The organism is Haloarcula sp. CBA1127 (genome assembly GCF_001485575.1).
GTDB lineage: Archaea > Halobacteriota > Halobacteria > Halobacteriales > Haloarculaceae > Haloarcula.
On sequence record NZ_BCNB01000006.1, the window covers coordinates 2,484,649 to 2,497,406 of the forward strand.

12 protein-coding genes are annotated in these 12,758 nt (G+C 61.8%); 9 read left to right on the forward strand and 3 right to left on the reverse strand.

Annotation, left to right across the window (positions count from 1 at the left end):
* The first annotated feature begins 157 nt into the window (after window positions 1-157).
* From AV059_RS17010 to AV059_RS17040, 7 genes are all read left to right on the forward strand, one after another.
* Complete coding sequence (locus tag AV059_RS17010; RefSeq protein ID WP_058996352.1) at window positions 158-1,474, forward strand: methyl-accepting chemotaxis protein; 1,317 nt, start codon at window positions 158-160, stop codon at window positions 1,472-1,474.
* Between the two features lie 54 nt (window positions 1,475-1,528).
* Window positions 1,529-2,575, forward strand: coding sequence for a diphthamide biosynthesis enzyme Dph2 (dph2, locus tag AV059_RS17015; protein WP_058996354.1), 1,047 nt, complete (start codon window positions 1,529-1,531; stop codon window positions 2,573-2,575).
* Window positions 2,576-2,635: 60 nt separating this feature from the next.
* Window positions 2,636-4,564 (forward strand): ATP-binding protein, encoded by a 1,929-nt coding sequence (locus AV059_RS17020; protein ID WP_058996356.1) that lies wholly within the window; start codon window positions 2,636-2,638, stop codon window positions 4,562-4,564.
* Entirely contained in the window at window positions 4,557-5,003 is a 447-nt protein-coding gene (locus tag AV059_RS17025) for a response regulator (protein ID WP_058996358.1), read from the forward strand. Before AV059_RS17020 ends, AV059_RS17025 begins: the two co-directional genes overlap by 8 nt.
* Window positions 5,004-5,005: 2 nt before the next feature.
* Complete coding sequence (locus AV059_RS17030; RefSeq protein WP_058996360.1) at window positions 5,006-6,079, forward strand: ATP-binding protein; 1,074 nt, start codon at window positions 5,006-5,008, stop codon at window positions 6,077-6,079.
* Window positions 6,080-6,175: 96 nt separating this feature from the next.
* Window positions 6,176-7,735, forward strand: coding sequence for an ATP-binding protein (locus AV059_RS17035; protein ID WP_058996362.1), 1,560 nt, complete (start codon window positions 6,176-6,178; stop codon window positions 7,733-7,735).
* 50 nt (window positions 7,736-7,785) lie between these two features.
* Window positions 7,786-8,412 carry an METTL5 family protein gene (locus tag AV059_RS17040; protein ID WP_058996363.1) on the forward strand — a complete coding sequence of 209 codons (627 nt, stop codon included), beginning with the start codon at window positions 7,786-7,788 and terminating at the stop codon, window positions 8,410-8,412.
* On the opposite strand, the gene AV059_RS17045 is transcribed toward AV059_RS17040, so the two are convergent.
* Complete coding sequence (locus AV059_RS17045) at window positions 8,409-10,067, reverse strand: rhomboid family intramembrane serine protease (RefSeq protein ID WP_058996366.1); 1,659 nt, start codon at window positions 10,065-10,067, stop codon at window positions 8,409-8,411. The two genes, AV059_RS17040 and AV059_RS17045, sit on opposite strands and share 4 nt — an antisense overlap.
* 115 nt (window positions 10,068-10,182) lie before the next feature.
* Window positions 10,183-10,602: a DoxX family protein gene (locus AV059_RS17050; RefSeq protein ID WP_058996369.1), complete on the reverse strand. Its 420-nt coding sequence runs from the start codon at window positions 10,600-10,602 to the stop codon at window positions 10,183-10,185.
* Between the two features lie 136 nt (window positions 10,603-10,738).
* Between AV059_RS17050 and AV059_RS17055 the strand changes: the two genes are divergently transcribed.
* Window positions 10,739-11,089, forward strand: coding sequence for a helix-turn-helix domain-containing protein (locus tag AV059_RS17055; RefSeq protein ID WP_058996371.1), 351 nt, complete (start codon window positions 10,739-10,741; stop codon window positions 11,087-11,089).
* 46 nt (window positions 11,090-11,135) lie between these two features.
* Window positions 11,136-11,462: a hypothetical protein gene (locus AV059_RS17060; RefSeq protein ID WP_058996373.1), complete on the forward strand. Its 327-nt coding sequence runs from the start codon at window positions 11,136-11,138 to the stop codon at window positions 11,460-11,462.
* A 1-nt stretch (window position 11,463) separates the two neighbouring features.
* On the opposite strand, the gene aglJ is transcribed toward AV059_RS17060, so the two are convergent.
* On the reverse strand, window positions 11,464-12,510 hold the full coding sequence (gene aglJ, locus AV059_RS17065) for an S-layer glycoprotein N-glycosyltransferase AglJ (protein ID WP_058996375.1): 1,047 nt from the start codon (window positions 12,508-12,510) through the stop codon (window positions 11,464-11,466).
* Window positions 12,511-12,758: the final 248 nt, after the last annotated feature.

Below are 12,758 nucleotides of genomic sequence, written 5' to 3' on the forward strand. Positions count from 1 at the left end.
ATCGGGAAGCCGTGTTTGTCGCAGTTGTTGTGGTCTGCCGGAGCGCCGCTATACTGGTCGCTCTGTAGCTTCGCTCCTGGCGAGATTCGCTCAAACCAGTTATCAGCTGATATAATCAGTCGAAAACGGTATATTAGTTTCTAAGATAGACCTTACAATGGCAAAAACTGCATCCGAAGACAGTCTGCTACCGGAGTCTGTCGACGACAGCGGGGAGTTCTGGCTCCACGCGTTCGAATCGCTTGTCGCGGATTTACCGGAAGCTGCGTTCGTGGTCGATGCGGACGGCGATATCACACACTGGAACGACACGGTTGGACAGATGCTCGGACTCCCGGCGAGCGAGGCGGTCGGGATGAACGCATACGACGTGTTCGGCACAGAGGGGCAGGACGAAACGCTCGCTCAGGAAGTCATCAGAACGGGCGAGCCAGTCCGCGAAGACGAGTTCCGCTCGGCCGAGCGACCTGACGGGACGATGGCACACGCGCGTGCAGTGGCAATTCCGCTAATGGGTCCCGGCGGAGACGCTATCGGTGCCTTAGAGCTACTGATCGATTTCAGCGATATCGTCGAACAGCGTGAGGCGCTCCAGAACCTCCAGTCACAGATGGCGACGGACGTCGAGTCAGCTGTCGGTGAAATCGGCGACTCCGCCGCGGCCGTTACCGAGCAGTCCGACGAAATCAAGGAGATGGCCGGCGAGCAATCCGACAACCTCGACGAGGTCCAGTCCGAGGTCTCCGGGTTCAGCGCGACCGTCGAGGAAATCGCCTCCAGCGCCGAGGAAGTGAGCAGTCAGAGCGGCGAGGCCAGGGAACTCGCCGAAGAATCCGTCGAGACGGCCGAGGAAACAATCGAACGCGTCGAGGACGCGACGGAGTCCGCCGAACAGGTCGCGTCGGACTCGACGGAGCTTCGGGGCCACATCGAGGAGATCGACGAGTTCGTCGAGGTCATCAACGACATCGCGGACCAGACGAATATGCTGGCGCTGAACGCCAACATCGAAGCCGCACGGAGCAACAGCGACAGTGACGGGTTCGCGGTCGTCGCCGACGAAATCAAAGAGCTGGCCGACGAATCGAAACAGCACGCCGACGAGGTCGAGCGAATCGTCGGGGAGGTCCGTGAGATGGCCGACAGCACCGCCGAGAACGTCGAGGAGACGACGGACGCGATTCAGCAGGCGCTCACTGACTTAGAGACGGTGCTCGACAACCAGCAGGCAATCGTCGACGCGACCTCAGAGACGGAACAGGGTATCGGCGAGGTTGCGGCGGCGACGGATGACCAGGCTGCAAGCGCCGAAGAGATCGCTAGCATGATCGACGAAATCGCCCAGCGTGCTGCCGAGGTGTCCGAGTCCATCGACGAGCTGGCTGGCGCAAACGAGACCCAGCACCGGATGGCCCAAGACTTAGAAGAGAACGTCGAGCGGGTCGAGCGCCGACTCGCCGAAATTATGGAGTGACTGCCGCTCACCGAAACACGGGGGTTATGCCGCTCGAACCGATACAGGGTTGCAATGAGTCAAGAGCGGACTGACGGCGACCTCCGGAACACCGGACTGTCGCTCAAGCACGACCGCGAGTGGGATTACGAACTCGACCGAATCGTCGAAGCCGTCGAAGAACGCGACGCCGAGAAAGTGGGCCTGCAGTTCCCCGAGGGACTGAAGCGCCGCGGCCCGGCCGTGGCCGATGACCTCCGCGAGAACCTCCCCGACGACGTGACGGTACTGCTCTCGGGCCAGCCCTGCTACGGTGCCTGTGACCTCGATACGTACATGATGCGCCGGACGGACGTGTTCGTCCACTTCGGCCACTCACCGATGAAAGAATCGGACAAGATCATTTACGTCCCGCTGTTCTCCAACGTCGACGTCTTCCCAATCATGGAACAGGCCCGCGAGGAGCAACTGGCCGACCCCGAAGAAGACCCCGACGTGGGGCTGGTGACGACGGCCCAGCACATGAACAAGTTCGACGAGATGCGCGAGTGGTTGGAGGAGCGTGGCTACACGGTCCATACCCGGCGCGGCGACGAGCGACTGACCCACGAAGGACAGGTGCTCGGCTGTAACTACGCCAGCGCCGACGTTGACGCCGACCAGATGCTGTACGTCGGTGGCGGGAAGTTCCACCCGCTCGGGTTGGCGATGGAGCACCCCGACAAACACGTTGTCATCGCCGACCCCGTGAACAACGTCGTCACCGTCGCCGACACGGAGAAGTTCATGAAGCAGCGCTACGGCGCGGTCCACCGCGCGATGGACGCCGAGTCATGGGGCGTCATCTTCTGTACCAAGATCGGGCAGGGCCGCTGGGATCAGGCCGAGGAAATCGTCGAAAACAACGAGAACGCCTACCTCATCACGATGGACGAGGTGACGCCGGACCGGCTGACGAACTTCGGAATGGACGCCTACGTCAACACTGGCTGTCCGCGTATTACCACCGACGACGGCCCGCAGTTCAAGAAGCCGATGCTCACCCCCGGCGAGTACGAGATCGCCATCGGCGAGAAGCCGCTCGATTCGCTGGAGTTCGACACCTTCCACGGCACCTGGTAGCGTTCTCACACCTGAGAACGGCGGGAGTACAGTCTTGTAGCCTGCCAGCGCACCACACGTATGGCTTCTACGGAGGACACTGCTCTTTTCCGCGACGTGTTCCAGGCGAATCCGGACCCGATTATGATCCACGACGCCGACACCGGGACTGTCGTCAGAGCGAACGAGGCAGCGGGCGCGTTGCTCGGGCGTCCGCCGGCAGATGTCGTCGGGATGCACGTCGGCGAGTTCAGCCCGCCGGGGTTTTCGACGGCAGACGCAAACGCTCTGATTACGGAGGCAGCCACATCGGGGTCGGCACAGGTCGAGTGGTCGACACAGGGTCCGGACGGTGAGAGCCGGCTGGTCGAAGTGTCGCTCGAACGCGCCGTCATCGACGACACAACCCGCGTTGTGGCGTTCATTCACGACGTGACCGAGATCCGCCGACAGGAGCGCAAACACACTGAACGGAGCAAGCAACTCCAGACGCTGATCGAGAACCTTCCGGTCGTCGTGTTCACGCTCAACCCTGACGGCGTCTTTACTTACTCGGCTGGGAAGGGACTGGACGAACTCGGGATCGAACCCGGCGAGTTCGAAGGGGCCTCTGTGTTCGAGGTCTATAGCCAGTATCCGGACATCATCACTGCCGTCGAGCGAGCGCTGGACGGGGAAGAGGTCCGGGTGACCCAGGAGATCGACGGCCTCGTCTTCGAGACGTGGTATCGGCCGGTGTTCGACGACGGAGAGCTAACGCAGGTGGTCAGCGTCGCCCGCGACATCACTGACCTCAAACAGCGCGAAGCACGCATCGAAACACTCAGCGAGGCGACGAACGAACTGCTGTACACTCGCACGGAGCGTGCGGTCGCGGACACGGTGACGCAGATCGCACAGCGCATCATCGACCAGCCGCTGGCGGCGATGTGGTCCTACGACAGCGACGACGACACCCTCTATCCGATCGGTGCAACAAGCGAGGCGGCAGACTTCGCGGCGGTGGAGACGGCATCTGACCTCCCACCGATGGGTCCCGAAAGCGACGAAAACCGCCTGTTCCACGATGGCAGTCCGACCGTCGTCGAGGACTACCAGACGCTATCGAACCCATCAGTCCCTCAGACACCGCTGCGAACGGTGCTGTTTCTCCCCCTCGAGGACTACGGGATACTGTGTATCGGCTCGCCGACTGTCGAATCCTTCGACAGCCACGACCGGTTCTTGCTCGAGATCCTTGCGAGTACTGGGGCCGCTGCGCTGGACCGGGTCGAACGGGAGACGCGGCTCAAATCCAAGCAGACGGAGCTCGAGCGGTCGAACGAGGCGCTCCAGCAGTTCGCCTACATCGCCTCACACGACCTGCAGGAACCCCTCCGGATGGTATCGAGCTACGTTGATCTGCTGGACAGTGAGTACGGTGACGATCTCGACGACGAGGCGGCCGAGTACATGGCCTTCGCCGTGGACGGGGCTCGCCGAATGCAGGAGATGGTCAACGCCTTACTCCGGTACTCGCGAGTCGAGACGAACTCGGGTGACTTCGAGGAAACAGACCCGGAGGCGGTGCTCGACCGGACGGGAGACGCCTTGCAGATGCGAATAGCGGAGGTGGACGCGACCATCACAGCGGAGTCACTGCCACCCGTCGAAGCCGATCCGAACCAGGTCGGGCAAGTGTTCCAGAATCTGCTGGAAAACGCCATCGAGTACGCCGTGGAAGCCGATATCGAACCCCGCGTCGAGGTCAGCGCCGAAGAAGACGACGACATGGTGACGTTCACCGTCTCGGACAACGGACCCGGGATTCCGGCGGCGGACCACGAGGAGGTGTTCGACATCTTCCACCGCGCCGGGGCCCACGACACGGAGGGAACCGGCATCGGGCTGGCCGTCTGCCAGCGAATCGTCCTGCGCCACGACGGGCGTATCTGGGTCGAACCGTCGGACGATGGCGCGACATTCAAATTTACGCTGCCCGCGGTGACGGAGGTGAGTGGCGATGACTGAGTCCGCCGAAGGTCGGCCAGTGGAGATTCTGCTGGCGGAGGACAACCCCGGCGATGTCAAGCTGACCGAGAAAGCGCTGGAGAAGGGGAAGGTGCTGAACAATCTTCACGTGGTCAACGACGGCGTCGAGGCACTGGCGTTCCTCCGGCAGCAAGGTGAGTACGACGACGCACCGCGGCCAGATCTGTTGTTGCTCGATCTTAATATGCCACGTAAAGGCGGACAGGAGGTCCTCGAAGAGATGAAAGACGACGAGTCGCTCCGGCGGATTCCGGTCGTCGTGCTGACCAGTTCCGAGGCGGAAGAGGACATCATCGAATCGTACGACCTCCACGCGAACGCCTACCTGACGAAACCGGTCGACTTCGATGGCTTCGTCGACATCGTGAGCAGCGTCGAAGATTTCTTCCTCACGGTCGTCAAGCGGCCGCCGAAATAACGATGGCTGAGTCGGTACATCTCGACGTGCTCCTCGTCGAGGACAACCCGGGCGATGCCCGCCTCGTTGAGCATCACCTGAACTCGCCGGCGGTGGCGCACTTTGTCGATGACGTGACGATTTCCCACGTTGAGTCGCTAGCGCCGGTTGACGAACAGTCGGGGGCAGCCTACGACGTGGTACTGCTTGACCTCGGACTCCCCGAGTCAACAGGGCTTGCGACGCTCGACCGGGCAACCGAGATGATAGATGAGGTGCCGATCATCGTCCTCACCGGGATGCAAGACCGGGAGGTGGCTATCGAAGCGATCAACCGGGGTGCACAGGACTACCTGCCGAAAGCGGATCTGGACGGCGATCGACTCGTGAGAGCACTCCGGTACGCAGTCGTCAGGAGCCGCCAGCAGCGTGCCATTCAGCGCCAGACCGACCAGATGGACTTCTTCAACAGCATCCTGCAACACGACATCCTCAACGGGATGAACGTCATTCGGGCGCGGGGGGAACTCCTCGAAGACACGCTCGACAGCGAGGAACGCGAGTACGCGTCGACAATCGTCCAGTGGAGCGACGACCTCATCGAACTCACCGAAAAGGTCCGGTCGGTGCTGGAGACGGTCACCGAAGAGGACGGTCGGGACCACGAACACCGGGAGATACAGGCCGTCCTCGACAATGCGGCGGACCGCGCCCGGTCGGTCAGCGACGACTGTACCGTCACAATCGAGCCACAGGCGGTCACTGTTGTCGCTGACGAGTTACTCGATGACGTGTTCGGGAACCTCTTTCTCAACGCAGTCGAACACGGTGGCAACGACGTGACTATCGACGTGACGACGACGGTTGCTGACGGCACCGTGACTGTCTGTCTTGCGGACGACGGGGACGGGATTCCGAGCAGCGACGCTCGCCGTATCTTCGAGCGTGGTGAGAAGGGGTCTGAGTCCGGCGGGACTGGCTTCGGCCTCTACTTCGTGGACACGATGGTCCGGAGCTACGGCGGCGACGTCTGGGTCGAGGACAGCGACCTCGGCGGCGCAGCGTTCTATGTTGAACTGCCGCACGCGACTCTGTAGGGATGGCCGATCGTCACACCATTATTGCTCGGCCGCATTTCAGCTTCTGAGAAACGGGTCCGAATCTTCAATTCCGGGGAGGTCGACTCACCTGCTATGGATGATCCGCTGGACGGGAACGAGGGTAGCGATTTGGAGGAGCGAGATCGCTATCTGGCAGCTATGCAGGACCTCACTGCGGCGATGGCGGCCAGCGGAACTACCTTTCAGGAGCGTGTAGAACCGGTCTTGGCCGTCGGGCGAGAGCATCTGGGGTTCCCGAACGGCCACATCACGGTCGTCTCCGGAGACGAACACAAAGTCGTCGCCAGTAGTGGTCTGCCATCAACGATTGCAGCGGGCGTCGAACGCCCACTCTCCAAGACATACTGCAAGCACACCCTCAACGACTCCGGGATTCACATCATCACTAACGCGAGCGAATCGATGGCTGCCGACCCGGCATATAAGGAGGCCGGACTGGAAGCGTACGTCGGCACGACGCTTCGGGCGGACGGCTCGGAATACGGGACGCTGTGTTTCGTCAACGACGACGAGGCGATTTCGGAGTTCTCAGACTGGCAGCAGACGCTGTTTGAGCATCTGACGCAGTGGGTCGAAGCGGAGATTGAACGCGAGATCGCTGTCGATTCACAAGAGGAGAGCCAGCGGCTGTTAGAAGCGACGTTCAACTCACCGGAGACGTTCATCGGCATCCTTGAGGCCGATGGAACTCTCATCAGGGCAAACGAAACAGCACTCGGGTTCATCGAGGCTGACGCTGAAGACATCTCCGGAAACGCGATCTGGGAGACGCCCTGGTGGGACCACGATGCGACGACAGCACGTCGTTGTCGAGATGCTGTCGAGCGAGCGGGAGAGGGGGAGATGGTCAGGTTCGAGGCCGAGCATATCGGCATGGACGGCCAGCGTATCTCGACGTCCGTCGTGGCCCGACCGGTAACGGCCGACGGGGTTGTCCGAAAGATAATCGTCGAGGGGACAGATATCACGGATCTCAAGCGCCGCGAAGAGCAGATGGAGTTTTTCAATAGCATTCTCAGACACGACATCCTCAACGGGATGACCGTCATCGAAGCGCGCGCAGAGACGCTTGCAGACGCACTTGACGGCACGCAAGCGACCTACGCAGAGACGATTCTGGACTGGAGTCAGGACATCGTCGACCTCACACAGAAGGTCCGGAGCGTCCTGAGCACGATGTCAAACGATGGGTTGACCGAGGCAGAGACGATCGAACTGGGGCCGGTCATCGAAGGGGCAACGAGAAAGGCGGCCTCGATGGATGGAAACTGTACGCTCAAAACAGACATCCACGAGGGTATCGAGGTCGTGGCTGACGACCTTCTCGACGATGTTGTTGGGAACATCTTGACGAACGCTGTCGAGCATGGCGGTCCAGACACCACAATCGAGGTAACGACGGAACGCGTTGGTTCGATGGTTCACCTTCACATCGCTGACGACGGGCCCGGGATACCACCCGCAGAGCGCGAGACAATCTTCGAGAAGGGGGAGCGTGGAACCGAGTCGACTGGGACCGGGTTCGGATTGTACTTCGTGTCGGTGATGGTCGATAGCTATGGCGGCGCCATCTGGGTCGAAGAGAGCGACTTCGGCGGCAGTGAGTTCGTCGTTGCGCTCCCGTCAGAATAACTACTGAGTATTTCCAAACGCTTTTGAATGAATTCTGCGTATAACGAGTGATGCCGACAAAGAGTGCGCTCGCCCAACAACTCGCCGTTGTCGCCGGGTTCGACAACCCGCGAGCCAGTCTCGAACAGTACCGGACACCGCCGGATCTGGCGGCGCATCTGGTCCATACTGCGGACCTCCAGAACGATATCCAGAGACAGACAGTCGTCGACCTCGGCTGTGGCACCGGGATGCTGGCGCTGGGGGCGGCGCTACGGTCGCCGGCGCGGGTGGTCGGACTAGATATCGACCCCGCACCGCTGTCGACGGCGCGCGAAAACGAGCGGAAGGTCGGGTCGACGACGCCAGTGTCGTGGGTTCGAGCGGATGCCACCACAGCCCCGCTGTGTCCGTCCGCCGGAGAAACTACAGTCGTGATGAACCCGCCCTTTGGCGCGCAGTCGGACAACGAACACGCTGACCGTCGGTTCCTCGAAACTGCCGCATCCATCGCGGGCGTTTCGTACTCGATTCACAACGACGGAAGCCAATCGTTTGTCGAATCCTTTACCGACGACAACGGTGGCGAGGTAACCCACGCTTTCGAGACGGAGTTCGACCTGCCGCGACAGTTCGATTTCCACGAGTCGGACCGACAGGCCATTACTGCGGAAGTGTACCGCATCGACTGGACCTAGCCCCGCGCTGCTTGCTGGCGACGCTCGGCGATCTTGACACGAGTACCATCTGTCCGTGCGTACAGCTTCGAGCGGTTCCGCTCGAAGGTCAGTCCGCCGATCCGCGTCCGCGTCATGTTCGCCGGGAGCGGTGCCTGCCCGACCGTTTCATTCCCCCGTGTGACGACCACGTCGAACCCGTTCTGCCGGGCCGCCACTGTCACGTTCCGGCCGTCGAGCATCACATCCGCCGTTGACGGCGCTGATGTGTACGCCGTCCGGAGCTGGTCGCCCTCGCGCCTGAGCTGGACCCGGTAGACGCTGGAATTGCCGAGTACTGACCAGTCTATTCGGTTCGCATACACCGATTCGCGCCAGGTCGGCCCGCCGACTGTGACCCGCTCCTTACCGTTGACGGCGAGCCGGCCCGGCTGGATAGCGGCGATCCAGACCTCCCGCTCAGCGCTGGCGACGATGACACCGCTTTCGTTGACGCTCGCCCCGCCCCGCTGTGTTGGGACCCAGATACCTTCGAAGTACGCGTTCGGGACGTTCTCGTCGTAGGTCACGACGTAGTCTCTGATTTCGATCCCGTCTTCGGGGAGCTGGTCCGCCTGCAGGTCGACGACGTTCGTCGGGACGGCAGCGAGACTCAGTGCCCCGAGGACGACGAGCAGAACCATCACTGCGAGTGACGCCGGGCGGCGGTCGAACGACGGGTAAAAACTCCGGTCAGAACCGACGGTCGACGCGGCGACGACGAGCGCGAGGACGAACACCAGTGCCGTCCCGGCCCACCGGAACAGCCGAAATCGGCCGCCGCCGAGCGGTATGTACACCGCCCACAGTCCCTGGGCGACAGCGAACACGAGCGTCGCAAAAAACACCCGTAGCGTGTCGGGGCGTTCGTCTCGACTCCACAGGAGCGCGAGTGCCACGACGACGCCTGCCAGGATGCCGATGGCATGCCCCTGAATAGCGATGTTGGACCACCACGGCGTCACAAAGCGGGTCTGACCAGAGGCCGTCGACACGGGGTAGCGAAGCGCCGAATACAGGAGGTCGAGCACGCGGTTTCCGAGAAACGCACCGAGAAACAGCGTCGGCCGCGTCACGAGCGCGAACCCGGCAATGGCAAACACCACGCCGGAAAACCCCACAATCGGTCCGATAGCGAACACCGCGGAGAACACGCCCACAGCGAACATGGCGACGGGAACGGCCAGAATTCGAGTAAACGGGTTCGTCCGAAGCGACGTGAAGGTCTGCACCCCGCGCTTGCGAGGGTAGTGTCCCCAGACGTATTCCGCGACCGTCCCGTACACCAGTGTGCCCATGAGGTTCCCCGTGATGTGCCCCTGACTGCCGTGGGTGAACGCGCCGGTGAGCATCCCGAACGGGTAGAAGTACGACCACGTCCGGAACGGGGTAACAAGCGGGTTCCGCGGGTGCCACCACGCGCCCTGCAGAAACAGGTACACCGTCAGGACGCCGGCCATCGTCAGCAGTGTTCCCCACGGAACTCCGAGGAGTAGTCGTCCCCGTAAGCCGTCGCCAAGCCGCATATCCGAGAAGCGTCGGACGGCAAGGAGGACAGCGAGCACCACGGTGAGGACGACCGCTTCCTGCCACGGGAGCCATGCAGGCATGGCCGGCGTCGGCAGCGACTGCATCATTCACGCACAGTTCAGGTACGGGACGGCTTATGGATGACGGCAGGTGTCACTCTCCAACAGTGACAAACAGGGAACGGGCCACGGTTAGGCAACTCTGTCCAGCGAATGCGTCACCTCACAACAGAGACATACCGACGCTGTATGGCCACGACGTGCCGGCCACCGAAAGCACTGACACCGCGCCGCCGGCGAGGGCGATGTTCTTGAGGAACTGCGTCATCTCGTCCTGTACCTGGTCGTCCGGGACCGCCCAGAAGTCGTGCATCATGACGGCAGAAGCGACGAGGAACGTCGCCAGCGCCCCGGCCGCGATGGCGGGGTATGCACCGAGGATGACGAGGATACCGCTGACGAGGAGCAGTCCGCCGCTCCCGTAGACCGACGCCACCGGTGCCGGGAGCCCCTTTGCCTCCGCGTAGGGGGCCATCTGCCCGGCGTTCTGGAAGTGGTTCAGGCCCATGAAGGCAAGTACCCCGCCAAACAGGAGTCGGCCCAGCAGGAATAGTTCGCTCGCCCCGGCAGACTCAAACGCCATCAGGCGCTCACCGCCGGAGCAGTGGTCGTTTCGTGACGAAGCTGTCGAACCACGATTGGTGGTTTCATTACGTTACTTGGTTCGTATCCGAACCTATTTGTACGTTCCCGGACAAAGAAGATACCAGGTAGCACCGATGTCATCTGAAGTATTCACTGCCGCGGAAGAGGAGGAAGAAAGCGGGCCGTGTGCCGTCATCGAATCGCTGGAACAGATTGGGTCGCGCTGGCGACTTGTCGTACTCCACGAACTCCAGAACGGCGAACAGCGGTTCAACGAACTCAAACGCGCCACCGACGCCAGCTCTCGCACCCTCTCGCGGGTCCTCGACGACCTCCAGGAGATGGGCTTCGTTGACCGGCGGCTCGAAGAGGACGCTCCCGTCGCGACGTACTACCAGCTCACGCCCAAGGGCGAATCCCTCTGTCCGGTGTTCGCCGAAATCGAGGGCTGGGCCGAGGAGTGGCTGGCCGGTTGCGAGAATTAGGCCGACAACGCAGACTTTTCTATCCCCCGGCCCCATCACGTTACCAATGGGAGTACGGCCACCAGCCGATAACAGTGACGAGCCAGACGTCATCGAGTTCGGTATCGCGGCACTCGACGCCCGCCTGTCGGACGTGGACATCGAGTATCCCGCGACAGCAAGGGAGGTCCGGGACGCCGCCGGACACATCGCGGTCCCGTTCGACGCGTCGGGCCACTCGATGACCGTCGCCGAGGCGCTCGACGAAACGAACGCCACGCAGTTCGACAACGAGCAGGAGCTACTCAACGATCTGCATCCGATATTCGAGCGGAAACGGGAAGCCACCAGAAACAGTATTCTCTCCCAGCTACGCGCGCTGGTCCCGTTCTAAATTACTTCTCGGACTGGTTCGGAGATACCGCCGGCTCTGTCTCTGTGTCGCTATCTTTGGTGCCCTCCGCGCCGCTGACCTGCTGGTCGTCAAACACGTCCGCCGGCTGATTTCGGCTCTCGTGTGTGAGCTGGACGGCGATGTCCTCCAGCCGGCGCGTCTGCTCGCGGTTCACCGCTACGAGCATATCCGATAGGACGCCGAACATGAGGAGTTGGATTCCCAGCAGAATAGCAAAGGAGCCCACAACTGCAATCACCTCGTGTGAGATGCTGTTGACAACCCAGTCGTAGGCCACGTACGCGCCGAGGAGGAACCCGACCACAGTGCTCCCGAGGCCAACGCTCCCGAAGTAAAACAGTGGATTGTTGGTCTTTGCCATCTGGTACAGCGTCAGGATGATCGTTGCGCCGTCCCGGAACGGGCGAAGGTTCGTGTCGGACTCGTCAGGGCGGGGCTGATAGGTGATCGGCACCACCGCCGTCGAGATGTTGTGTTTGACACACTCGACGGCCATCTCCGTCTCGATACCGAATCCCGACGCCGTCAGCGAACTCCGCTGGAAGGACTGGCGCGTGAACGCGCGATACCCTGAAAGAATATCAGTGAGGTCCCGTCCGTGAATCGTTTCGAAGGACCTGTTGATGATACGGTTGCCAACCTGGTTCAGTTTCGTCATCGCGCCGGGTTGCATATCCGCAAATCGGTTTCCGATGACGTGGTCGGCCTGGCCCGACAACAGCGGTTCGAGTAGCCTGTCCGCCTCGTCGGGCCGATAGGTCTCGTCGCCGTCGGCCATCAGGACGTACGGCTGCTCGATGTGGCGCGTCACCGCCTCTCTGACGGCCTGCCCCTTCCCCGAACCGGACTGTTCGACGACCCGCGCGCCGGCCGATTCGGCGATGTCCTGTGTCCCGTCGGTCGACCCGCCGTCAATGACGAGGACGTTGTCGAAGCCCTGCTCGCGGAACCCGGACACGACCGACTCGATAGTCTCGGCCTCGTTGAATGTCGGCAACAGTATACAGACGTCGTCTCGGTCGGCCATTGACTCAACGTCATCCACGCGAAGGCAAATAAATGCGGGTCTGACCTCAGTCGTCGCGCTGCTCGCTCATGTGTTCCCAGACCTCCGCGCAGCCACAGCCGTCTTCGATGTCTGCCAGGTGCTCGTCTTCTTCGGTCTGGGATGTCGCAGTCATGTTACTCACTCTGCGAGTAACTACTTGCTGCCACCCACTAATAGATTCCGGCGCCGGGCGACGCGTTTTACATCCCGTGCCACACATGGGCGTA